The organism is Pseudomonas sp. RIT-To-2 (genome assembly GCF_029623465.1).
Taxonomy (GTDB): domain Bacteria; phylum Pseudomonadota; class Gammaproteobacteria; order Pseudomonadales; family Pseudomonadaceae; genus Aquipseudomonas; species Aquipseudomonas silvicola.
Map to the genome: position 1 here is coordinate 98,496 of NZ_JAPYKM010000009.1, position 23,948 is coordinate 122,443.

Annotated in this window: 20 protein-coding genes; 14 read left to right on the forward strand and 6 right to left on the reverse strand. The window is 61.9% G+C overall.

Annotated features, from left to right (window positions below):
* The first annotated feature begins 171 nt into the window (after positions 1–171).
* A complete protein-coding gene (locus QBK88_RS10735; RefSeq protein ID WP_277962021.1) occupies positions 172–1,818 on the forward strand; it encodes a Na+/H+ antiporter in 1,647 nt (548 codons plus the stop codon).
* 36 nt (positions 1,819–1,854) lie between these two features.
* On the opposite strand, the gene QBK88_RS10740 is transcribed toward QBK88_RS10735, so the two are convergent.
* The 6 genes from QBK88_RS10740 to map all read right to left on the reverse strand — a co-directional run bounded on the left by QBK88_RS10740 (position 1,855) and on the right by map (position 10,776).
* Positions 1,855–2,598: a peptidase M12 gene (locus QBK88_RS10740; protein WP_277962022.1), complete on the reverse strand. Its 744-nt coding sequence runs from the start codon at positions 2,596–2,598 to the stop codon at positions 1,855–1,857.
* Between the two features lie 89 nt (positions 2,599–2,687).
* Positions 2,688–4,703: an acyltransferase family protein gene (locus QBK88_RS10745; protein ID WP_277962023.1), complete on the reverse strand. Its 2,016-nt coding sequence runs from the start codon at positions 4,701–4,703 to the stop codon at positions 2,688–2,690.
* Positions 4,704–4,969: 266 nt separating this feature from the next.
* Positions 4,970–5,707 carry a M12 family metallopeptidase gene (locus tag QBK88_RS10750; RefSeq protein ID WP_277962024.1) on the reverse strand — a complete coding sequence of 246 codons (738 nt, stop codon included), beginning with the start codon at positions 5,705–5,707 and terminating at the stop codon, positions 4,970–4,972.
* Positions 5,708–5,827: 120 nt separating this feature from the next.
* A complete protein-coding gene (dapC, locus tag QBK88_RS10755; RefSeq protein WP_277962025.1) occupies positions 5,828–7,024 on the reverse strand; it encodes a succinyldiaminopimelate transaminase in 1,197 nt (398 codons plus the stop codon).
* 10 nt (positions 7,025–7,034) lie between these two features.
* Entirely contained in the window at positions 7,035–9,737 is a 2,703-nt protein-coding gene (locus tag QBK88_RS10760) for a [protein-PII] uridylyltransferase (RefSeq protein ID WP_277962026.1), read from the reverse strand.
* A gap of 256 nt (positions 9,738–9,993) precedes the next feature.
* Positions 9,994–10,776 (reverse strand): type I methionyl aminopeptidase, encoded by a 783-nt coding sequence (gene map, locus QBK88_RS10765; protein WP_277962027.1) that lies wholly within the window; start codon positions 10,774–10,776, stop codon positions 9,994–9,996.
* A 344-nt stretch (positions 10,777–11,120) separates the two neighbouring features.
* Between map and rpsB the strand changes: the two genes are divergently transcribed.
* The 13 genes from rpsB to lpxA all read left to right on the forward strand — a co-directional run bounded on the left by rpsB (position 11,121) and on the right by lpxA (position 23,947).
* A complete protein-coding gene (rpsB, locus tag QBK88_RS10770) occupies positions 11,121–11,861 on the forward strand; it encodes a 30S ribosomal protein S2 (protein ID WP_176571780.1) in 741 nt (246 codons plus the stop codon).
* A gap of 182 nt (positions 11,862–12,043) precedes the next feature.
* Positions 12,044–12,913: a translation elongation factor Ts gene (tsf, locus tag QBK88_RS10775; RefSeq protein ID WP_268149205.1), complete on the forward strand. Its 870-nt coding sequence runs from the start codon at positions 12,044–12,046 to the stop codon at positions 12,911–12,913.
* A 187-nt stretch (positions 12,914–13,100) separates the two neighbouring features.
* A complete protein-coding gene (gene pyrH, locus QBK88_RS10780) occupies positions 13,101–13,844 on the forward strand; it encodes a UMP kinase (RefSeq protein WP_008366369.1) in 744 nt (247 codons plus the stop codon).
* Positions 13,841–14,398 (forward strand): ribosome recycling factor, encoded by a 558-nt coding sequence (gene frr, locus QBK88_RS10785; protein WP_268149206.1) that lies wholly within the window; start codon positions 13,841–13,843, stop codon positions 14,396–14,398. The genes pyrH and frr overlap by 4 nt, the downstream gene beginning before the upstream one ends.
* 19 nt (positions 14,399–14,417) lie before the next feature.
* Entirely contained in the window at positions 14,418–15,173 is a 756-nt protein-coding gene (gene uppS, locus QBK88_RS10790) for a polyprenyl diphosphate synthase (protein ID WP_268149207.1), read from the forward strand.
* Positions 15,173–15,988 carry a phosphatidate cytidylyltransferase gene (locus QBK88_RS10795; RefSeq protein ID WP_277962028.1) on the forward strand — a complete coding sequence of 272 codons (816 nt, stop codon included), beginning with the start codon at positions 15,173–15,175 and terminating at the stop codon, positions 15,986–15,988. The genes uppS and QBK88_RS10795 overlap by 1 nt, the downstream gene beginning before the upstream one ends.
* Positions 15,985–17,175 carry a 1-deoxy-D-xylulose-5-phosphate reductoisomerase gene (ispC, locus tag QBK88_RS10800; RefSeq protein WP_277962029.1) on the forward strand — a complete coding sequence of 397 codons (1,191 nt, stop codon included), beginning with the start codon at positions 15,985–15,987 and terminating at the stop codon, positions 17,173–17,175. The genes QBK88_RS10795 and ispC overlap by 4 nt, the downstream gene beginning before the upstream one ends.
* A gap of 58 nt (positions 17,176–17,233) precedes the next feature.
* Complete coding sequence (rseP, locus tag QBK88_RS10805) at positions 17,234–18,586, forward strand: sigma E protease regulator RseP (protein ID WP_277962030.1); 1,353 nt, start codon at positions 17,234–17,236, stop codon at positions 18,584–18,586.
* A gap of 73 nt (positions 18,587–18,659) precedes the next feature.
* Positions 18,660–21,014, forward strand: coding sequence for an outer membrane protein assembly factor BamA (bamA, locus tag QBK88_RS10810; protein ID WP_277962031.1), 2,355 nt, complete (start codon positions 18,660–18,662; stop codon positions 21,012–21,014).
* Between the two features lie 39 nt (positions 21,015–21,053).
* Complete coding sequence (locus QBK88_RS10815; protein ID WP_158156852.1) at positions 21,054–21,563, forward strand: OmpH family outer membrane protein; 510 nt, start codon at positions 21,054–21,056, stop codon at positions 21,561–21,563.
* Positions 21,564–21,565: 2 nt separating this feature from the next.
* Positions 21,566–22,621: a UDP-3-O-(3-hydroxymyristoyl)glucosamine N-acyltransferase gene (gene lpxD, locus QBK88_RS10820; RefSeq protein ID WP_445764920.1), complete on the forward strand. Its 1,056-nt coding sequence runs from the start codon at positions 21,566–21,568 to the stop codon at positions 22,619–22,621.
* Positions 22,622–22,733: 112 nt separating this feature from the next.
* Entirely contained in the window at positions 22,734–23,174 is a 441-nt protein-coding gene (fabZ, locus tag QBK88_RS10825; RefSeq protein ID WP_010224833.1) for a 3-hydroxyacyl-ACP dehydratase FabZ, read from the forward strand.
* Positions 23,171–23,947 (forward strand): acyl-ACP--UDP-N-acetylglucosamine O-acyltransferase, encoded by a 777-nt coding sequence (gene lpxA, locus QBK88_RS10830; protein ID WP_277962032.1) that lies wholly within the window; start codon positions 23,171–23,173, stop codon positions 23,945–23,947. The genes fabZ and lpxA overlap by 4 nt, the downstream gene beginning before the upstream one ends.
* The last annotated feature ends 1 nt before the right edge of the window (position 23,948 follow it).

The following is a 23,948-nucleotide window of genomic DNA, read 5'->3' on the forward strand; positions in this document are numbered from 1 at the left end:
GATGTCCGATATGAGGGACCTGGCGTGCCAGCCAGTTGTCTCAAAGGCCTGAAAGCGCGCTGCCACGCCAGTTGCCTGCGGGGCATCGACGAGGCCTGCGACCATTGTGCAGGCGCGGGCTTGGCGCCGGGCCAGTAAAATGAATTTATCCATGAAGGAGAAGACTGCTTTATGCAAACCGCTTATACCGTGCTGATTCTGTTGATGCTGGTAGGCATCTCGAGGCTGGTGGCGCGGGTGATACCGATTCCGTTGCCGTTGGTGCAGATCGTCGCCGGGGCCGTTCTGGCGTGGCCGAGCCTGGGGCTGCACGTGGCACTGGACCCGGAACTGTTTCTGTTTCTGTTCCTGCCGCCGTTGCTGTTCGCTGACGGCTGGCGCATGCCCAAGCGTGACCTGTGGCGCCTGAGGGGCTCGATCCTGATGCTGGCGGTGGGCCTGGTGCTGTTCACGGTGGTGGGCGCCGGCTATTTCATCCATTGGCTGTTGCCCAGCATTGCGCTGCCAGTGGCTTTTGCCTTGGCGGCCGTGCTCTCCCCCACCGATGCCGTAGCTGTGTCGGCCATCGCCCAGGACAAACTGCCCACCCCGCTGATGCGCATTCTGCAGGGGGAGGCGCTGATGAACGATGCTTCTGGCCTGGTGACGTTCAAATTCGCCTTGGCCGCAGCGGTCACGGGGTACTTCTCCCTGGCCCAGGCCAGCCTGACCTTTGTGCTGGTGGCCGTCGGCGGCCTGGCCCTGGGCGTTGTCCTGAGCTGGCTGGTGGGGCGCTTGCGCCTGTGGATGATCGCCCGCGGCTGGGATGACCCGGCCACCCATGTGGTGTTCATGTTGCTGCTGCCGTTCGCCGCCTATGTGCTGGCCGAGCGCCTGGGGGCGTCGGGCATTCTTTCGGCGGTGGCCGCGGGCATGATGCAGAGCTGGCTCGACCTGTTGCCGCGCCAGACCAGCACACGCCTGCTGAACCGCAGTGTCTGGTCGCTGCTGGAATTTGCCTTCAATGGCCTGATCTTCCTGCTGCTGGGCCTGCAGTTGCCGGACATCATCAAGGCGGTGACCAGCCATGAGGCCTCGTTGTGGCCGACCCTGGGGTACCGTCTGTTCGATGTCGTCGGGATTTTTCTGGTGCTGGTGGTATTGCGGTTTGTGTGGGTGCAGAGCACTTGGCGCTTCATCGGCATGCTGCGCCGCTGGCGGGGCAAAGACACCATTACCCTGGTGCCGACCGCGCGTTCCTGCTGGTTGTTGACGGTAGGGGGCGTGCGCGGGGCAGTGACGTTGGCCGGCGTGATGTCGGTGCCACTGCTGCTGGGGGCGGGGCAGGATTTTCCCGAGCGGGACCTGCTTATCTTCATTGCCGCGGGGGTCATCCTGCTGTCGTTGCTGGCGGCCTGCATTGCCTTGCCGCTGTTGCTGCGGGGGGTAGAGAGGAGTTCTGACGAGGCGTTGCGCAAGGAAGTGCGCGAAACCTGGCGGCGCACTTCGGAGGCTGCGATTCGTGCCCTGGAAGAGGAGGACCCGGCGGACAAGCCGGCCACCCCCGATGCGGCTCAGGCGGCATTGGCCACCGAGCTCAAGGCCGGCTTGATGTCTGAATACCGGCACCACCTTGAGGTGTTCAACGACTCCGCCGAAGCCCAGGCCCAGGCACGGCTGATGGATGAGCTGGAGCGGCGGTTGCGCCTGCGAGCCTTGCGTGCGCAACGCCTGGAGCTTTACAACCTGCGCCGGCAGCGCCAGATCGGCGATGACGTGGTACGCGAGATCCTTGGCGAACTGGACCTCAGTGAAGCCAACCTTGGGCCGGCGCGCTAGGCGCGAGCCGCCAGCGCCGGGCGCTGGCGGTTCAATTCATTCAGCGGTTGCCGGGTAAGCCTGGCGGATGAAGGCTTTGTCGCCGTCGCTGAGCACGAAATTCGAGGGCCGCTCCCAGTCCCCCAGCGTGAACTGGTTCTCCACGGCGTAATGCATGACGGAATCGGGGTCGTACGGCCCGTAGGCAGCGAGGGATGCGTCAAAGCGGGTCAGAAAGTTCTCGTCGACGGCTTGTTTGTCCCAGCCGTAGGCCAGCAGCCCTTCATACAGTTTCGGTTCGTCCCAGGGAATGTTGGCGTCGGGGTGCTGGTGCTCATGCTCCAGGCCAAGCACATGCCCGAACTCATGGAGTACAGCGGCTTCGAAATTCTCGTCACCTGGCCAGTCGGGCATGGTCAAGGTTGGCATGTCAGCGGCGATGGTCAGGGCATCGGTGCCCACCTCCGCGCTGGGGCCGACGCTGCCACTGGGTTTCATCATGACCCTCACTTCGGCCTGTGCCGTGTCCGTGATGAGCTCCAGCGTCAGGTTCGCGTGCTCCAGCCATTGGCCGCACACCGCGACAACCGCTTCCTGAACCTCAGGGGCCACCTCGCCGAAAAAGGCCATGCGCAGGGTTCTTCCTGGTTTCCAGCGTTTGGAATGCGGCGCGAAACCGCGCTTTTTGCGCCCGCCGGAGGGGCCCGAGTTGGCATTCAGCGGGTTTTCATCGAGGGCGGCGGCGCGCGATTGTTCAGTGTCGGCGCAACGTGTGGCCTTGCAGTAGCAGATTCCATTCATGAGATGACACTCCTGTTTCCTGTTTGAGGAGCGTTCATGGTGGCAAATGTGGCCTGCAAGGTGGGGTACATGATTAATACCCGCCCGCATTAGCGCAGCAATGGCTCGATGGCACTGACAGCCAGTTCCGCGCCGCGGGCGTTGAGGTGGTTGTAGTCCATGTAATAAGAGCGGCTGTCGCCGATCAGGCAGGTCGCCTGGCGGCAGAACAGCGTGTCCAGCGACAGCAGCGTGGCATTGCCGTTGCTGCTGTCGGCCTCGATCAGGTGGCGGTTGAAGGCTTGCAATTGCTGGTGCTTGCTCATCGGCACCGACAGCTCATTCACCCAGGCCAGCGTCTTCGCTTCGTCGGCCTGGGTGCCGCGCGCCAGGCGGTAGTAGAGGTTCTTGGGGTCGACCTGTTGCTGTGGCACCTGCTCGATGATGATCAATTGAGTGCCCAGCGCATGGTAGGCCGCCACGGTCTGTGCCAGCCCCTGCTCGAACACCTGCCGCGAGGCGGCATTGGCCAGCCGGTGCTGGTGGTCGGAAACCAGGAAGTAGTTGCTCTTGCGGGGCTTCTCGTAGTCGCCTTCGGTGTACAGGGTCCATCGCGCCGCCAGGATCACTTTCTTGATGCCGTTGGCTTTCACGTAGTCATATTCGCGCTGGGCCAAGGCGGTGCATACGCCTGGTTCGTAGTTGCCGCGTGCCACGTCGACCCCCAGCAGCGGTGGGCAGCCAGCCAGGCCGATGTGCACCACCGTCTTGCCCAGCGCCTTGGCACTGGCATCGAAGGCCGGTAGCAGGACTTCCGCGTGGCTGTCGCCAAATACCGCGATATCCGGGGTGACGTCCTGGCGGGCCGCGCCGAAGCGGCAGAAGTCGATGCTCCAGCCGTCGCCGTTGTAGTTTTTGTCACAGGGCACGCGGATCTGGGTGTAGGCGAACGATTCCATTGCATCGGCCGTCACGTCGAAGCGGCCGGCAAAGCCGTTGTTGGTGTAGCCCACCAGCCCCAGGGCCATGAACAACAGCGAGCCGAAGGCGCCGGCGGCGAATACCTGGCGGCGGCTGACGGCACGTTTGTCACGGAAAAACCGCTCGATGAAGCGCCAGCTCAGCCAGGCCAGTATCAGCGACAGCCCGGCCAGCGCCAGCATGAAAACGGGGGCAGGCTCCACCAGGTTGCCGTCCCGGGCAAAGGCAAACACCGGCTGATGCCACAGGTAGGCGCTATAGCTGATCAGGCCTGTCAGTACGAACGGCCGGGTACTCAGCAGTTTGCCGGCCAGGGTCTGGGGGTTGGCGAATAGAATGATCAAGGCTGCGCCCAGGGTGGGTACCAGTGCATGCACGCCCGGGAAGGGCGTGGTGCTGTCGAAGGCGAAAACCCCGTAGCCGATCAAGGCCATGCCCAGCAGGGGTGCCCCTTGGTCCAGCGGCCCACCGTGCATGCGGCGCGGGTGGCGGGTAAAGTAAAAGGCGATGAATGACCCCACCAGCAGCTCCCAGGCCCGTGCGCTGAGCAGGTAGAACGCCGCGGAAGACTGGTCGTTGGCGCCTCGTTCCGCCAAAGCCAGGCTGGCGACGGCAATAACCGCCAGCAACACCAGCAGCCAGCGCCGCCCCAACCGCCAGCCGGCCATCAGCAGCAGCGGAAAGAACAGGTAGTACTGCTCTTCCACGGCCAGGGTCCAGGTGTGCAATAGCGGTTTGAGCTCCGAGACCACGTCGAAATAACCGCTTTCGCGCCAGAACAGGATGTTCGACGAAAAGGTCGGTACGGCGATCAGGCTCTTGGCGAAAAATTTGAAATCCAGGGGGTTCAGCCATAGCCAGGCCAGGGGCAGGCAGGTCAGCATGACCACGAACAGCGGCGGCAGGATTCGCCTGGCGCGGCGCTCGTAGAAAGTGGCCAGTGAGAAGGTGCCCGCCTGCATCTCGTTGACGATGATTGACGTGATCAGGTAGCCCGAAATCACGAAGAACACATCCACACCGATGAAACCGCCGGAAAAGGCCTGGAAGCCGGCGTGGAAGAGAATCACGGGTAGCACCGCCAGGGTGCGCAGGCCATCGATTTCCGGGCGATAGCCCAGCGCCGGGTTATGGTGAGTGCTCATGGCGGGATGCTCGTTGAAATAGGGCCGGGGGAAAGGCAGGCGCACGAAACGCCACGGCTACCGCCGCGCGTGAACGCTGAAAAAAGAGGGGGGGCGCGCGCAAGGCGCGTATTTCATTGTTTAGAACAGCTGGCGCGAGTTGTCCAACTGCCAGGACCGACGGTTTGCCTGATCGGTTGAAGTGGGAGGCGGGGTAGCAGTGTTCTCTTCCCGAGCTTCGCCTGGCTCCACCAGAGCAGGGCCAGGCAATGCGTTGCTGCGGGGGGTTATTCCGCCACGGCGAACGCTGGGTAGGCCAGGCGGGCCCAGGCTTTGTCGCCTTCACTCAAGCTCGTGCCGCCAGTATCGCCGAGGTCTTGTTCGCTGAACTCCCTTGGAATGGCGTAGTGCATAATCGATTGCCGGTCGTAGGGGGTGATCAGCATTCCCGGGCCCTTCGGGATGACTGCGAGAAAATTGTCCGCGATAGCTGAGTCGGACCAGCCAATGCCGCGCAGGCTTTTTTCATTCCAGGTGATGTCGGCATCGGGGTGCTGGTGCTCATGCTGCATCCCCAGTGCATGTCCGAACTCGTGAAGCACACGTTGTTTCAGGTCCGGGGTATCGTGCCGCACATTCAGTCCCATTGTGGCTTCGTTATTGTTCAGTAACGCATCCGTGCCGACGCAGGACCACTCATAGGGCTGTACGCCAGACTCAATCTTGATGTCGGCCTCGCGCCAGTTATCGACGAGTTCGAATTTCAGGTTGGCGTATTCAAGCCACTCGCTGGCGGCGCCGAGTATCGCCTGCTGGGTTTCGGTATCCACGTGAGTGATGAAATAAATACACAGCGTCCGCCCTGGGCTCCAAAGGTAGCTATGATCGCCGGCACCGCGTTTTTTGCGCGTCGCAGAGCCTGAACCTGAGTTGGGATCGTTGAGAGGGTTTTCAGCAACGGCGGCCTCGAATGACTGCTGCCTGTCGGGCGCGCGCGATACGGCGCAAAACGGGAAATCGCTCATGGGGTGGCTCCTTGGTGATTGAGCCTCGAATGTGAGCGATAGTCATGCGCCGAAGGTGCTAACTATTGCAGCCCTGCCCCGGAGTGGCTAGCAAGGCGGCGGGCCGCCTTGCCTGGGGGGTCAGAGTTCCTTGAGGAAGTCGCGGATGCGCTCGGCGGCTTCCACGCATTCGGCCAGTGGCGCGACCAGTGCCATGCGCACACGACCGGCGCCTGGGTTCACGCCATCCACGTCACGGGACAGGTACGAGCCTGGCACCACGGTCACGTGCTGCTGTTCGAACAGCTGCTGGCAGAACTGTGCATCGTCCATCGGCACTTTTGGCCACAGGTAGAAGCTGCCGTCCGGGCGCTGTACGTCCAATACCGGTGCGAGGATCGCCAGCACCGCATCAAACTTTTCGCGATACAGGGCGCGGTTGGCGCGCACGTGCACTTCGTCGTTCCAGGCCGCGATGCTGGCCAGTTGGGTTTGCACCGGCATGGCACAACCGTGGTAGGTGCGATACAGCAGGAACGCCTTGAGAATGTCGGCATCACCGGCCACGAAGCCTGAACGCAGGCCCGGCAGGTTGGAGCGCTTGGACAAGCTGTGGAACACCACGCAACGCTTGAAGTCGCTGCGGCCCAGCTCTGCACAGGCGCTCAGCAGGCCTGGGGGCGGGCTTTGTTCGTCGAAGTACAGTTCGCTGTAGCACTCGTCGGCGGCGATGACGAAGTCATGCTCGTCGGCCAGGGCGATCAGCTTCTTCAGGGTTTCCATCGGCACCAGCGCGCCGGTGGGGTTGCCTGGCGAGCACAGGAACAGAATCTGGCAACGTTTCCAGGTGTCGGCGGATACGGCGTCGAAGTCCGGGTTGAAACCGTTGCTGTCCAGGCATGGCAGGTAGTGCGGGGTAGCCCCGGCCAGCAGCGCCGCGCCCTCGTAGATCTGGTAGAACGGGTTGGGGCTGATCACCAGGCCGTCATCGCTGCGCTCCACCACGGTCTGGGTGAAAGCGAACAATGCCTCGCGCGTGCCGTTGACCGGCAGCACGTGGCGCGCGGGGTCGATCCAGCCGGCCGGCACGTTGAAGCGCCGTTCGCACCATGTGCCGATGGCTTCGCGCAGCGCCGGGATACCCAGGGTGGTGGGGTACACGGCCATCTGGTCGAGGTTGGCGCTCAGAGCTTCGGCCACAAAGCTGGGTGAGCGGTGCTTGGGCTCGCCGATCGACAGGGCGATGGGGCGCTTGTCGGCCGCCGGGGTCACTGCGCCCAGCAGCTTGCGCAGTTTCTCGAACGGGTAGGGCTGAAGCTGGTTCAAAGCGTTGTTCACGAAGGTTCCTCTAGATGCTCAGGCGCGACAGCTCGACGCCCTGCGCCTGGCTGACACTCAGTTGGTCGACGATGGCATCCTGCAGGCGGCTGCACAGTTGCGGGTCGGAAAGCGGGTGGTTATCGGCGTCGGTAATGAAGAATACGTCTTCTACCCGCTCGCCCAGGGTGGCGATCTTGGCATTTTGCAGCGACAGGTCGAACTCCAGGAAAATCTTGCCGATGCGCGCCAGCAGGCCCGGGCGGTCCGGGGCGCTCAGCTCAAGGATGGTCACCGGGCGCTGGGCGTCGTTGTGAATGGTGACTTGGGGTGCGAAGGCGAAGTGCTTGAGCTGGCGCGGCACCCGGCGCTGGATGATCGTGGGGTAGTCATCGGGGTTGCGCAGGGCCTCGGTCAGGCCTTCGCGGATCGCCTTGACCCGCACCGGGTTGTCGCCGATCGAGCCGCCGTCGTTGTCCAGCACGATGTAGGTGTCGAGGGTGAACTGGCTGCTGGAGGTAATGATGCGTGCGTCATGGATGTTGAGGTTGAGCTGGTCCATGGCGGCCACGGTCACGGCGAAGAAGTCGTGCTGGTCGGGCGCGTAGATGAAGATCTGGGTCCCGCCCTCGAACTCGCGCTGGGTGGTTTCCTTGATCAGCACCAGCGGCCCGCCGTCCACCGGCTGCTGCAGGATGGCGTCGCTGTGCCAGGCCACGTCGCCTGCGGTGTGGCGCAGGAAATAGTCATCGCCCAGTTGCGACCACAGTTGCTCGACGTCGTCGGGGTCGGTACCGGCGCGCACCAGAATGTCCAGGGCCGCGCTCTGGGTCTGGCGGATCTGCTCTTCGCGGTCCAGCGGGTTCTCCAGGCCGCGGCGCAGGGCGCGCTTGGTCTCGGTGAACAGTTGGCGCAGCAGGCTGGCGCGCCAGCTGTTCCACAGGCTGGGGTTGGTGGCATTGATGTCGGCCACGGTCAACACGTAGAGGTAGTCCAGGTGCGTCTGGTCGCCCACCAGTTGGGCGAAGTCGTGGATGACCTGTGGGTCGGACAAGTCCTTGCGCTGGGCGGTAGTGGACATCACTAGGTGGTTCTGCACCAGCCAGACGATCAGGCGGCTGTCCCATACGGGCAACTGATGGCGCTGGCAGAAGGCCTCGGCGTCGATGGCACCCAGGTCCGAGTGGTCACCGTGGCGGCCCTTGCCAATGTCGTGATACAGGCCGGCCAGGTAGATTAGCTCCGGCTTGGGCAACTGGCCCATGAGCTTGCTGGCCAGCGGGAATTTCTCCGAGACCGGCGTGTACTGCAACTTGCGCAGGTGCTTGATCAGGTTCAGCGTGTGGGCGTCCACGGTATAGATGTGGAACAGGTCGTGCTGCATCTGCCCCACGATATGGCCGAATTCGGGCAGGTAGCGCCCCAGAATGCCATAGCGGTTCATGCGCCGCAGGTTGCGGTGAATGCCGATCTCGCACTTGAACAGCTCGATGAACAGGCTGGTATTGCGAATGTCATTGCGAAAATCATCGTCGATCAGGTGGCGATGTTCGCGCAGCAGGCGAATGGTGTCCGCGCGCACACCCTTGATCTCTGGGTTCTGCGCCATCAGCACGAAAATTTCCAGCATGGCGAACGGCGTGCGTTTGAACACGTTGGCATGGGTGGCTTCGATGTAGCCGTCGTGCAACTGGAAGCGCGAGTTGACCGGCAGGGTAACGCTGCCCACGTCATCGGCCAGGATCACTTCCTCGAAATGCTGAATGATCAGGTCACTGAGCTCGGCGATGCTCATCACCACACGGTAGTACTTCTGCATGAAGCGTTCGATGGCCAGCTTCGCGTCGCTGTCCTTGAAGCCCAGCAGCCCGGCGATGCTGCGCTGGTGGTCGAACAGCAAGCGGTCTTCGGCGCGCCCGGCCAGCATGTGCAGGGCGTAGCGCACCTTCCACAGGAACTCCTGGGAGCTGGCCAGCAGGTTGTTCTCGCTTTCCAGCAGGAAACCCTCGCCGGCCAGCGCGTGCAGGTTCAGGGTGCCATATTGGCGCCGGGCCACCCAGAGGATGGTCTGAATGTCACGCAACCCGCCGGGTGAGCCCTTGACGTTGGGTTCCAGGTTGTATTCGGTGTCGTTGTACTTGTGGTGCCGGGCTTTCTGCTCGGCGCGCTTGGCCAGGAAGAATTCCTTGCTGGGCCACATGTTCGCGGTGCTGGTGACTTCCAGCATGCGCTTGCGCAGGCGCTCGGGGCCGGCCACGGTGCGGCTTTCCATCAGGTTGGTGATGATGGTCAGGTCACCGCGGGCCTGCTCGGCGCACTCTTCGATGGAGCGCACGCTCTGGCCCACTTCCAGGCCGATGTCCCACAGCAGGGTGAGAAAGCGCTCGATGGAATCGCGGAACGTCTCGTGGTCCGAGCTTTCCAGCAGGATCAGCAGGTCGATGTCGGAGTAGGGGTGCAGTTCGCCACGCCCGTAGCCACCCACCGCCACCAGGGCGATATCGGCCTCTTCGCTCCAGTCGAACTGGTTCCAGGCCTGCTGCAGGATATTATCGACGAACCAGGCGCGGTCCTCGATCAGCCGCCGAATGTCCCGGCCGCTGCGAAACCGCCCGTCCAGTACCTCGCGGGCCTGGCGAATGGCTTTCTTGAAGGCGGCGATGGGGCTCGCCTTGAGGGCCAGTTCCGCCTGGAACTGACCGCGATCGAACAACTCCGGATCCACCTGGGGCATCGAATAGGCCTTCCTGAACTGTGTTGGGGGTGAAGCTGTTCTTGGCTGTGGCGTTGTGGTGAGGCCTTCCCGGGCAAGCCCGGTCCCACACCTTTCGGGCCTTGGGTGTCAATCATGCAAAGCTCTTGGCCCTTGGTAGCCCGCAGGTCTTACCGGAGTGCGCCCAGAGGCTAAGTGCTTTGCTTTCCTGGCACCACTGCCGCGAAGGGTGTGGGACCGAGCTTGCTCGGGAAAGTCCCACCACCTCAATCAAGCCCTACGCCGAAACCCGTGGGATGGTATCGTCCGCCCGCAAGGTGAAGATCTCATAGCCAGTAGCAGTGACCACCAGGGTGTGTTCCCACTGGGCCGACAGCTTGCGGTCCTTGGTGATGGCCGTCCAGCCGTCGCCCAGTACCTTGGTATCGGCCTTGCCCTGGTTGATCATCGGCTCGATGGTGAAGGTCATGCCTTCCTTCAACTCCATGCCGGTACCGGCACGGCCGTAGTGCAGGATCTGCGGCTCTTCGTGGAAGACCTTGCCGATGCCATGGCCGCAGAATTCGCGCACCACCGAGAAACCGTTCTTTTCCGCGTGCTTCTGGATGACTTCGCCGATGTCGCCCAGGCGGCAGCCCGGCTTCACCAGTTCAATGGCCTTGTACATGCATTCCTGGGTCACCTTGGACAGGCGCTCGGCCCAGGCCGGCACGGTGCCCACGTGGAACATGCGGCTGGTGTCGCCGTGGTAGCCGTCCTTGATCACCGTGACGTCGATGTTCAGGGTGTCGCCGTCCTTCAGAACCTTGTCGCCGGGAATGCCGTGGCACACCACGTGGTTGATCGAGGTGCAGATCGACTTGGGGAAACCCTTGTAGTTCAGCGGTGCGGGGATGGCCTTCTGTTCATTGACGATGAAGTCATGGCACAGGCGGTCCAGTTCCTCGGTGGTCACGCCGGGCTTGACGTGCGGTTCGATCATTTCCAGCACTTGCGCGGCCAGGCGGCCGGCAACGCGCATGTGCTCGATGTCCTCGGGGGTTTTGATGGTGACGGTCATACAGGCTCTCTCGGCGCTCCACGGCGCAGGCAAACACGAAATGAAACGATTCTACCAGACGACCGGCAGCCGGAACTGTCGCCAGGCATCGCTTCTCTATATAGAGTTGATAGGGCCATTGTTGCGCGAATCAAGCCCGCACGCAAAAGTCGTTGATCGACAACGTGAATTCGGGTTTCGCTGGCAAAGGTTCTGTGGTATAAAATGCGCCGCTTTCCGGGGATAGCCCCGAAAGCACCAAACCCACACACGTATCGGCACGATGACCTGGGTGCCTTCAGCTCAAGCTGCTGGTTGGTCATTGGGGTACGTGGAGGCCTAACCCGACTTATCAAGGAACTATCATGTCCCAAGTCAATATGCGCGATATGCTGAAGGCCGGTGTGCACTTCGGCCACCAGACCCGTTACTGGAACCCGAAAATGGGCAAGTACATTTTCGGCGCGCGCAACAAGATTCACATCATCAACCTGGAAAAAACCCTGCCAATGTTCAACGACGCTCTGACGTTCGTAGAGCGCCTGGCCCAGGGCAAGAACAAGATCCTGTTCGTCGGCACCAAGCGTTCGGCTGGCAAGATCGTTGCCGAAGAAGCAGCACGTTGCGGTTCGCCGTACGTCGACCACCGCTGGTTGGGCGGCATGCTGACCAACTTCAAAACCATCCGTGCTTCGATCAAGCGTCTGCGCGACCTGGAAACCCAGGCCGAAGATGGCACCTTCGCCAAGCTGACCAAGAAAGAAGCCCTGATGCGCACCCGTGATCTGGAAAAACTGGATCGCTCCCTGGGTGGTATCAAGGACATGGGCGGTCTGCCTGACGCACTGTTCGTCATCGACGTTGATCACGAGCGCATCGCGATCACCGAAGCCAACAAGCTGGGTATCCCGGTCATCGGCGTAGTCGATACCAACTCCAGCCCAGAAGGCGTTGACTACATCATCCCAGGCAACGATGACGCCATCCGCGCTATCCAGCTGTACATGGGTTCGATGGCTGATGCCGTTATCCGTGGCCGCAACCACGTTGCTGGCGGTACCGAAGAGTACGTCCAGGACGCACCTGCTGCAGCGGTAGAAGGCTGAGTCTAGACGCCCAGCGTTTACTCGGTACGCAAAAAGGGGGCTAGGCCCCCTTTTTGCCACCTTGAGAACCTTGCCGGTGTAGTCATTGCATTTTTTCAACGCAGTAGCTGGCAAGCTTCACGAATTGAGCGCCCGTGCCAATCGGGTGGAATGGTTGAAAACCTATCCAAGAGGATTTTGAAATGGCAGAAATTACTGCAGCGTTGGTCAAAGAATTGCGCGAGCGTACCGGCGAAGGCATGATGGACTGCAAGAAAGCCTTGACCAAGGCTGGCGGCGACATCGAAAAAGCAATCGACGACATGCGTGCTTCGGGCGCCATCAAGGCCGCCAAGAAAGCTGGCAACATTGCCGCCGAAGGCGCCATCGCTGTCAAGGTCGCTGCTGACAACAAGTCCGCCGTTATCCTGGAAGTGAACTCGCAGACCGACTTCCTGGCCCTGCAGGGTGACTTCAAGGACTTCGTGGCCGCCAGCGTTGAAAAAGCCCTGGAAGACAAACTGACCGACGCAGCTCCGCTGATCGCCGCTCAGGAAACCGCTCGCGAAGCCCTGGTTGCCAAAGTTGGCGAAAACGTCAACATTCGCCGCCTGGTACGTGTTGAAGGCGACGTGGTCGACGCTTACCTGCACGGTAACAAGATCGGCGTCGTGGTTGCCCTGAAAGGCGGCAACCCAGAGCTGGCCAAAGACATCGCCATGCACGTGGCCGCCAGCAACCCTGAGTTCCTGCTGCCATCGGAAGTCTCGGCTGAAGCCATCGAGCGCGAAAAGGCCGTCTTCCTGCAACTGAACGAAGACAAGATCAAAGGCAAGCCTGAGAACATCGTTGCCAACATGATCGACGGCCGCATCAAGAAGTTCCTGGCTGAAGCCTCCCTGGTCGAGCAGGCGTTCGTCAAGAACCCTGAAGTCAAGGTTGGCGAACTGGCCAAGAAAGCGGGTGCTGAAATCGTTTCGTTCACCTACTTCAAAGTCGGTGAAGGCATCGAGAAGCCAGTCGACAACTTCGCTGAAGAAGTTGCCGCCCAGCTGGCTGCTGCCAAGCAGTAAGACGGTCTTACCACTGTCGCCCCAAAGAGGCTGCCCGCTCACGCGCGCAGCCTCTTTGTCAAAATGAAAGACGGAATCCTGGCTTACAAGGCCGCTTCCGATGGCGCCGCAGCGGTGCCAAGCTAGAGTTAGCGCAGGCTGCAAACAGCCCGCCCAGAATTTTTTAACGCCGCAGGAGAGATTCGCAATGGCTCAGCAGGTGAGTGGTCGTCAACCTCGCTATAAACGCATTTTGCTCAAACTTAGCGGCGAGGCCCTGATGGGCTCGGAAGACTTCGGTATCGACCCGAAGGTGCTGGATCGCATGGCCCTGGAAGTTGGCCAGTTGGTGGGTATCGGTGTTCAGGTAGGCCTGGTCATCGGCGGTGGCAACCTGTTCCGCGGCGCCGCCCTGAGCGAAGCCGGCATGGACCGCGTCACCGGCGACCACATGGGTATGCTGGCGACCGTGATGAACGCCCTGGCAATGCGTGACGCCCTGGAGCGTTCCAACATTCCGGCCATCGTCATGTCCGCGATCACCATGGTTGGCGTGACCGACCACTACGACCGCCGCAAGGCCGACCGCCTGCTCAAGTCCGGCGACGTGGTGATTTTCGCTGCCGGTACTGGCAACCCGTTCTTCACCACCGACTCCGCCGCGTGCCTGCGTGCCATCGAGATCGGTGCCGACGTGGTGCTGAAGGCAACGAAGGTCGATGGTGTGTACACTGCCGATCCATTCAAGGATCCGCATGCTGAGAAATTTGACCGCCTGACGTACGATGAAGTGCTGGACCGCAAGCTGGGTGTGATGGACCTGACCGCCATCTGCCTGTGCCGCGACCACAACATGCCGTTGCGGGTGTTTAACATGAACAAGCCTGGCGCTCTGCTGAATATCGTAGTGGGCGGCGCTGAAGGAACTCTGATCGAGGAAGGCGAAGAATGATCAACGAAATCAAGAAAGACGCGCAAGAGCGCATGCAGAAATCCCTGGAGTCGCTGGCCCACGCGTTCAGCCGCATCCGTACCGGTCAGGCCCACCCCAGCATCCTGGGCGGCGTGATGGTGCCATACTACGGCGCCGACACCCCCCTGAACCAGGTCGCCAACGTGACCGTGAAGGACTCGCGTACCCTGCAGGTCGTCGCCTTCGAGCGCAACATGCTGGCGGCCGTCGACAAGGCCATCCAGAGCTCGGGCCTGGGTTTCAACCCGACCAACCTGGGTGAACTGCTGCTGATCTCCATGCCAGCCCTGACCGAGGAAACCCGCAAGGGCTTCACCAAGCAGGCGCGTGAAGCCGCTGAAGACGGCCGCGTTGCCGTGCGCAACATCCGTCGCGATGCCCTGGGCCAACTGAAAGACCTGGTCAAGGAAAAGGAAATCAGCGAAGACGAAGAGCGCCGCGCCGCTGACGACATCCAGAAGCTGACGGACAAGTTCGTGGCCGAAATCGAAGTGGCCGTGAAGCAGAAAGAAGCCGATTTGATGGCTGTATAAGAAGGATCCGCGCGTTTCCATGGAAAAGACCAAGCTGACTGTGCCGACCTCGGTACCGCGACACGTTGCGATCATCATGGATGGGAATAATCGCTGGGCGAAAAAGCGCCTGTTGCCTGGTATCGCCGGGCACAAGGCTGGCGTTGACGCCGTTCGTGCGGTCATTGAGGTGTGTGCTGAGGCCAAGGTCGAGGTCCTGACACTCTTCGCCTTCTCCAGTGAAAACTGGCAGCGGCCTGCCGAAGAGGTCGGGGCCCTCATGGAGCTGTTCCTCACGGCGCTGCGCCGCGAGGCCAGGCGCCTGAATGAAAACCGCATCAGCCTGCGCATCATCGGCGATCGCTCGCGCTTTCATCCCGAGCTGCAGGCTTCCATGCGCGAAGCCGAAGCGCTAACTGCCGGCAGCGACCGTTTCGTGCTGCAGATCGCCGCCAATTATGGCGGCCAGTGGGACATCGCCCAGGCCGCCCAGCGGCTGGCGCGCGAAGTCCAGGCCGGGCACCTGCGCCCGGACGATATTACCCCCGGTTTGTTGCAGACCTGCCTGTCCACAGGCGACCTGCCGTTGCCCGACCTGTGCATCCGCACGGGCGGCGAGCGGCGTATCAGCAACTTCCTGCTCTGGCAGCTGGCTTACGCCGAGCTGTACTTCTCCGACCTGTTCTGGCCGGACTTCAAACACGACGCCATGCGCACCGCGCTGGCCGATTTCGCTTCGCGCCAGCGCCGCTTCGGTAAGACCAGCGAGCAGGTGGAAGCCGGAGCCCGTGCTTAATGCTTAAACAACGCATCATGACAGCGCTGATCCTGTTGCCGATCGCCCTGTGCGGTTTCTTCCTGCTCGACGGCGGCGCGTTTGCCCTGTTCATCGGCCTGGTGGTGACCCTGGGTGGTTGGGAGTGGGCCCGTCTGGCCGGTTTTGAAGCCCAGTCTGCACGCGTGGCCTTCGCCGCCGTGGTGGCGGCGGCCTTGTTCTTCCTGTATCTGTCGCCTGCCCTGGCGCCTTTCGTGCTGGCGGCAGCGCTGATCTGGTGGGGGGTAGCCACGTACCTGGTGCTGACGTTCCCGGGTACCAGCGAGCACTGGTCCAGTGTGGCCTGCAAGCTGTTGATCGGCCTGCTCATCCTGCTGCCCGCGTGGCAGGGCCTGGTGCTGATCAAGGCGCAGGGCCAGGGTAATTGGCTGATTCTGGCGGTGATGGTGCTGGTCTGGGCCGCCGACATTGGCGCCTACTTCTCCGGCAGGGCCTTCGGCAAGCGCAAGCTGGCCCCGCAGGTCAGCCCGGGCAAGAGCTGGGCCGGCTTCTACGGCGGCATGGCCGTGAGCCTGGTCATTACCCTGGTGGTCGGCCAGGTGCGCCACTGGGGGTTCGGCGAAACCCTGCTGTGCCTGATCGGCGCGGCCATCGTGGTGGCGCTGTCGGTGGTGGGTGACCTGACCGAAAGCATGTTCAAGCGCCGCGCCGGGATCAAGGACAGCAGCAACCTGCTGCCTGGCCATGGCGGTATCCTCGACCGTATCGACAGCCTTACCGCGGCCATTCCGGTGTTCGCGGTGCTGCTGTGGGCGGCCAATTGGAGCGCGCTGTGAGCAAGCCTCAACTGATCACCGTGCTGGGAGCCACCGGTTCCATCGGCCTGAGCACGCTGGATGTGGTTGCACGCCACCCTGAGCGCTACCAGGTGTTTGCCCTCAGCGGGTTCTCGCGCCTGGACGAGTTGCTGGCCTTGTGCGTCAAGCACCGGCCCCGGTGCGTGGTGGTGCCTGACGCCGCTGGCGCCCAGCGCATGCAGGCCGGCCTGCGGGCCGCGGGCCTGGCTGCCGAAGTGCTGGTGGGCGAGGAGGGGCTGTGCCAGGTGGCGGCCGACCCGAGCGTTGACGCCGTGATGGCGGCCATCGTCGGCGCGGCGGGCCTGCGCCCGACCCTGGCGGCCGTGGAAGCCGGGAAGAAAGTCTTGCTGGCCAACAAGGAAGCGCTGGTGATGTCCGGTGCCCTGTTCATGGACGCCGTGCGCCGCAGCGGCGCGGTGCTGCTGCCCATCGACAGCGAGCACAACGCGATCTTTCAGTGTCTGCCTCGGGACTTCTCCTCGGGTCTGGGCCGGGTAGGGGTGCGCCGCATCCTGCTGACGGCCAGTGGTGGACCGTTCCGCGAAACGCCGTTGGCCCAGTTGGAGCAAGTGACGCCGGAGCAGGCGTGCGCCCACCCCAACTGGTCCATGGGCCGCAAGATCTCGGTCGACTCGGCCACCATGATGAACAAGGGCCTGGAGCTGATCGAGGCGTGCTGGCTGTTCGACGCGCGGCCCCAGCAGGTCGAGGTGGTGGTACATCGCCAAAGTGTGATTCACTCCATGGTCGACTATGTCGACGGTTCGGTGCTGGCCCAGATGGGCAACCCGGACATGCGCACCCCCATCGCCCACGCCCTGTCGTGGCCTGAGCGTATCGATTCCGGGGTCGCGCCGCTGGACCTGTTCGCGGTCGGGCGCCTGGATTTCGAAGCGCCGGACGAACTGCGCTTCCCGTGCCTGCGCCTGGCGCGTCAGGCCGCGGAAGCCGGGAACAGCGCGCCGACAATGCTCAATGCTGCCAACGAAGTGGCGGTGGCGGCATTTCTCGAGCGGCGCATCCGTTATCCGGAGATCGCGCGTATGATCGAGGATGTAGTGAGCCTGGAGCCTGTCGTTGCGCTGGATGCGCTGGATGCAGTGTTCGCCGCCGACACACGGGCAAGGGAACTGGCCGGGCAATGGTTGAATCGCCACGGGCGCTGATCGCGCGGTGTGCCTGCGCACCGCTTGATCCGCGCCGCGACGCAATTCGGAGAGAGTTATGAGTGCGCTCTACATGATTGTCGGTACCCTGGTGGCATTGGGTGTACTGGTCACCTTTCACGAATTCGGCCATTTTTGGGTCGCGCGCCGCTGTGGCGTGAAGGTGCTGCGGTTTTCCGTGGGCTTCGGCATGCCGCTGCTGCGCTGGCATGACCGCCAGGGCACCGAATACGTCGTGGCGGCCATCCCGCTGGGCGGTTACGTGAAGATGCTCGACGAGCGCGAGGGCGAGGTGCCGGCCGAACAGCTGGACCAGGCCTTCAACCGCAAGCGCGTAGGGCAGCGTATCGCCATCGTGGCCGCGGGCCCGGTGGCCAATTTCCTGCTGGCCCTGTTTTTCTTCTGGGTACTGGCCATGCTGGGCAGCCAGCAGGTACGCCCGGTCATCGGCAGCGTCGAAGCGGGCAGCATCGCGGCGACGGCGGGGTTGCCAGCCAACGCTGAAATCGTCTCCGTGGATGGCGAAGCCACGAGCGGCTGGTCCCAGGTAAACCTGCAGTTGGTGCGTCGCCTGGGCGAAAGTGGCTCGTTGCAGATCAATGTGCGCCCACAGGGTTCTTCGGCGGATGAGCCGCACACCCTGACGCTGGATCATTGGCTGCAAGGTACCGATGAACCAGACCCCATTCGTTCCCTGGGTATCCGGCCATGGCGCCCGGCGCTGGAACCGGTGCTGGCCGAGCTCGATCCGAAGGGGCCGGCCCAGGCCGCCGGTCTGAAAACCGGCGACCGCCTGCTGGCGCTCGACGGCAAGGCGCTGGGTGACTGGCAGCAAGTGGTGGACCAGGTGCGCGAGCGCCCGGACGCCAAGGTCACCCTGCGCGTGCAGCGTGATGACCAGCAACTGGAAGTGCCAGTGACCTTGGCTTCGCGCGGCGAAGGCAAGGAGGCCGCGGGTTACCTGGGCGCGGGTGTGAAGGCCGTGCAATGGCCGGCCGAGATGACCCGCGAGGTCCGCTACGGCCCACTCGCCGCGATCGGCGAGGGCGCCAGCCGCACCTGGACCATGAGCGTGCTGACCCTTGATTCGCTGAAGAAAATGCTGTTCGGCGAGCTCTCGGTAAAAAACTTGAGTGGACCGATAACCATTGCTAAAGTGGCGGGCGCTTCAGCCCAGTCGGGCGTTGGGGATTTCCTGAATTTCCTCGCCTACCTGAGCATTAGCCTGGGGGTTCTGAATTTGCTGCCCATCCCCGTGTTGGATGGGGGGCACTTGTTGTTCTACCTGATCGAATGGGTGCGTGGTCGCCCGGTGTCGGATCGGGTACAGGGTTGGGGGATCCAGATCGGTATCAGTTTGGTAGTCGGGGTGATGTTGCTTGCCCTGATCAACGATTTGGGTCGACTGTAAAGCTTCGCTCAATTGCGAACCTGCCGCCTTTGCGGCAGTTTGCTTATTGCCAGTTGGAATAAGAAAGGACTTCATGAAACGTCTGCTGCTTACTGCGGTTCTTGCCGCATTGATGGTCACCGAAGTTCACGCCGAGTCCTTCAAAATCTCTGATATTCGTGTCAACGGCTTGCAGCGGGTATCCGCCGGCAGCGTGTTTGGTGCCTTGCCATTGAACGTGGGCGACGAAGCGGATGATCGACGCCTGGTGGATTCCACTCGCGCGCTGTTCAAGACCGGTTTCTTTCAAGATATCCAGCTGGGCCGCGACGGCAACGTCCTGGTTATCAGTGTAGTCGAGCGCCCGTCCGTCTCCAGTATCGAGATCGAAGGCAACAAGGCCATCAGCACCGAAGACCTGATGAAAGGGCTCAAGCAGTCCGGTCTTGCCGAGGGCGAGATCTTCCAGCGCGCCACCCTTGAAGGTGTGCGTAACGAGTTGCAGCGCCAGTACGTGGCCCAGGGCCGTTATTCGGCTACCGTGGACGCCGACGTGGTGCCGCAGCCGCGCAACCGCGTGAGCCTGAAGATCAAGATCAACGAAGGTACCGTCGCCGCCATCCAGCACATCAACGTGGTGGGCAACACGGTATTCTCCGAAGACGACCTGACCGATCAATTCCAGCTCAAGACCACCAACTGGTTGTCGTTCTTCAAGAACGACGACAAGTACGCCCGTGAAAAACTGTCGGGTGACCTTGAGCGCCTGCGTTCCTACTACCTGGACCGCGGCTACATCAACATGGACATCACCTCCACCCAGGTGTCCATTACCCCGGACAAGAAAAGCGTCTACATCACGGTCAACATCAACGAAGGCCAGAAGTACAACGTTCGTGACGTCAAGCTGTCCGGCGACCTGAAGGTACCGGAAGACCAGGTCAAGGCCCTGCTGCTCGTGCAGAAAGGCCAGGTATTCTCGCGCAAGCTGATGACCACCACCTCGGAACTGATCACCCGCCGCCTGGGTAACGACGGCTACACCTTCGCCAACGTCAACGGCGTGCCGACCCCCCATGACGATGATCACACCGTGGACATCACCTTCGTGGTCGACCCGGGCAAGCGCGCCTACGTGAACCGCATCAACTACCGCGGCAACACCAAGACCGACGACAAGGTACTGCGCCGCGAAATGCGCCAGATGGAAGGTGGCTGGGCGTCGACCTACCTCATCGACCAATCCAAGACCCGTCTGGAACGCCTGGGCTACTTCAAGGAAGTCAACGTCGAGACCCCGGCTGTTCCGGGCGTGGATGACCAGGTCGACGTGAACTACTCCGTGGAAGAGCAAGCCTCCGGTTCGATCACCGCCAGCGTCGGTTTCGCCCAGAGCGCCGGCCTGATCCTGGGTGGTTCGATCAGCCAGAGCAACTTCCTGGGTACTGGTAACAAGGTGTCCATCGGCCTGACCAAGTCCGAATACCAGACCCGCTACAACTTCAGCTACGTCGACCCGTACTTCACGCCGGACGGTGTCAGCCTGGGTTACAACGCGTTCTACCGCAAGACCGACTACAGCGACCTTGACGTCGATATCTCCAGCTACTCGGTCGACAGCTACGGCGCCGGCATGACGTTCGGCTACCCGATCAGCGAAACGTCGCGCATGACCTATGGCTTGACGCTGCAGCGCGATACCATCAGTACCGGCGACTACACCGTTCAAGAGATATCCGACTTCATCGAGAAGGAAGGTAATAGTTTCACCAACCTGAAGGCATCGGTAGGCTGGTCTGATTCGACCCTTAACAAAGGCACGCTACCTACCCGTGGTCACTCGCAAAGCCTGACGTTGGAGACAACCACGCCGGGCAGTGACCTGTCGTTCTACAAGATCGACTACCGTGGCCAGCTGTTCGCCCCGATCACCGATACCTATACGCTGCGCCTGCACTCTGAACTGGGCTACGGTGACGGCTTCGGCGACACCCACGGGCTGCCGTTCTACGAGAACTACTATGCCGGTGGTTTCAACTCGGTTCGTGGTTTCAAGGACAGTACCCTGGGCCCACGTAGTACGCCGAGCAAGCTCGATCCTGTACGCGGCACCTTGGAAGATCCGGACCAGGATCCTGAAGCTTTTGGTGGTAACGTCCTGATTACCGGTGGTGCGGAAGTTCTGTTCCCGATGCCGTTCGTCAAAGACCAGCGTTCGCTCCGTACGTCGCTGTTCCTGGACATGGGTAGCACGTTCGATACCAACTGCTCCAAGACTTCTCAGGCCTGCTCCAGTGTCGACTTCTCGCAAATGGCCGCCTCCGTCGGTCTGGGCGTGACCTGGGTCACCGCATTGGGTCCTCTGAGCTTCAGCCTGGCGACGCCGATCAAGAAGCCAGACTATTCCGAAACCCAGATCTTCCAATTCTCCCTGGGCCAGACCTTCTAAGGTCTGCCCAACCGACATCAGTTTCTGTAGGAGTGCATCGTGCGTAAGTTGACTCAAATGGTTCTTCTGGCTGCCACCCTGGCTGCCACCGCTACCCCCGCGTTCGCTGACATGAAAATTGCCGTGCTGAACTATCAGATGGCTCTGCTGGAGTCTGATGCGGCCAAGCAATACGCCGTGGACGCCGAGAAGAAATTCGGCCCGCAACTGACCAAGCTCAAGGCACTGGAAAGCAGCGCCAAGGGTATCCAGGACCGTCTGGTAAGCGGCGGCGACAAGCTGCCACAAGGCGACCGCGAGAAGCTGGAGCTGGACTTCAAGCAAAAGGCCCGCGACTTCCAGTTCCAGTCCAAGGAGCTGAACGAAGCCAAGGCCAATGCTGACCGTGACATGCTCAAGCAGCTGAAACCCAAGTTGGACGGCGCCGTTGAAGAAGTCATCAAGAATGGCGGCTTCGACCTGGTGCTCGAGCGCGGCGCAGTGATCGATGTCAAACCGCAATACGACATCACTCGCCAAGTCATCGAGCGCATGAACAAAGCGCGCTGATCATGACTGCAACCCTGAAACTCGGCCAGTTGGCCGAGTTCCTCGGTGCCACCCTGCGGGGCAGCGAGGACACCGACATCACTGGGCTGGCGACTCTTCAAGAGGCCGGCCCAAGTCAGTTGAGCTTCCTGGCAAACCCCCAGTACCGCAAATTCCTGCCTGACTGCAAGGCGGCCGCCGTGCTGCTCAAGGCGGCGGACGCGGAAGGCTACGAAGGGGCGGCGCTTGTCGTGCCCGACCCGTACCTGGCCTATGCCCGGGTTTCCCACTTGTTCGACCCCAAGCCAAAGGCTGCGGCCGGCATTCATGCCAGCGCGGTGGTCGCGCCTGATGCCGTGGTCGACCCAACGGCCAGCATCGGTGCCTTCGCGGTCATCGAAAGTGGCGCGCAGATCGGCGCCGGTACCACCATTGGTGCGCACTGCTTCATTGGTGCCCGTTGCGTGGTCGGCGAAGGCGGCTGGCTTGCTCCGCGCGTGACCCTGTACCACGACGTGCGCATCGGCAAACGGGTGGTCGTGCAGTCTGGCGCGGTGCTGGGCGGTGAAGGCTTCGGCTTCGCCAACCAGAAAGGCGTGTGGAACAAGATCGCCCAGGTCGGCGGCGTGAGCATTGGCGATGACGTGGAAATCGGCGTCAATACCGCGGTGGACCGCGGTGCCCTGGCCGACACGGTCATCGGCAACGGCGTCAAGCTCGACAACCAGATCCAGATCGCCCACAACGTGCAGATCGGCGACAACACCGCCATGGCCGCGTGCGTCGGTATTTCCGGCAGCACCAGAATCGGCAAGAACTGCATGCTCGCCGGCGGCGTCGGCCTGGTAGGCCACATCGACATCTGTGACGGTGTGTTCATTACCGGCATGACCATGGTGACCCATTCCATCACCGAGCCAGGAGCGTATTCCTCGGGCACGGCGATGCAGCCAGCGGGTGAATGGCGCAAGAGCGCGGCTCGCCTGCGACAGATCGACGACATGTTCCGTCGCCTGAAACAGGTAGAAAAGCGCGTCCAGTCCGTGACCCCGGACGACAAAGCATCATCTGATGGCTGATACCATTTCCATATCAAGTGTGCACAGCCGCTAAACTGCCTCCTTGATTTGCAATAGGAGTGCTGCGCGTCAGTCGCGCGCTCCCTATCTTTTATACAGGCTTCCCCCCGAAATGATGGACATCAACGAGATTCGCGAATACCTGCCTCACCGTTACCCGTTCCTGCTGGTGGACCGGGTAGTGGAGCTGGACGTCGAGGCACAGCGCATTCGCGCCTACAAGAATGTCAGCATCAACGAGCCATTCTTCAACGGCCACTTCCCTGCGCACCCGATCATGCCGGGCGTGCTGATCATCGAGGCAATGGCCCAGGCAGCTGGTATTCTTGGTTTCAAGATGCTGGACGTGAAGCCGGCTGACGGTACCCTGTACTACTTCGTGGGTTCGGACAAGCTGCGTTTCCGTCAGCCGGTGCTGCCGGGTGACCAGCTGATCCTGGAAGCCAAGTTCATCAGCTGCAAGCGTCAGATCTGGAAATTCGAGTGCCAGGCCTCGGTGGACGGCAAGCCGGTATGCTCGGCTGAAATCATCTGTGCGGAACGCAAACTATGAGTTTGATTGACCCTCGCGCCATCATCGACCCTTCGGCCATTCTGGCTGACGGCGTCGAGGTCGGCCCTTGGTCGATCATCGGCGCTGGCGTGGAAATCGGCGAGGGGACGGTCATCGGCCCCCACGTGATTCTCAAGGGGCCGACCAGAATCGGTAAGCACAACCGCATCTACCAGTTTTCCTCGGTAGGCGAAGATACCCCTGACCTGAAGTACAAGGGCGAAGACACGCGCCTGGTCATCGGTGACCACAACGTCATTCGCGAAGGCGTGACCATTCACCGCGGTACCATTCAGGACCGCGCTGAAACCACCCTGGGTGACCATAACCTGATCATGGCCTATGCCCACATCGGCCACGACAGCGTCATCGGCAACCACTGCATCCTGGTCAACAACACCGCGCTGGCTGGCCACGTGCACGTGGACGACTGGGCGATTCTGTCAGGTTTCACCCTGGTGCATCAGTACTGCCATATCGGCACCCACAGCTTTTCCGGCATGGGTACCGCCATCGGCAAGGACGTGCCCGCGTACGTCACCGTGTTCGGCAACCCGGCCGAAGCCCGTAGCATGAACTTCGAAGGCATGCGCCGCCGTGGTTTCAGTGACGAGGTCATTCATGCGCTGCGTAGGGCCTACAAGGTGGTATACCGCCAGGGCCTGACCGTGGAGCAGGCCATCGCCGAGCTGGCCGAGCCGGCTGCCCAATACCCGGAAGTGGACGTGTTCCTGCGCTCCATCCAGACCTCGACGCGCGGCATTACCCGCTGAT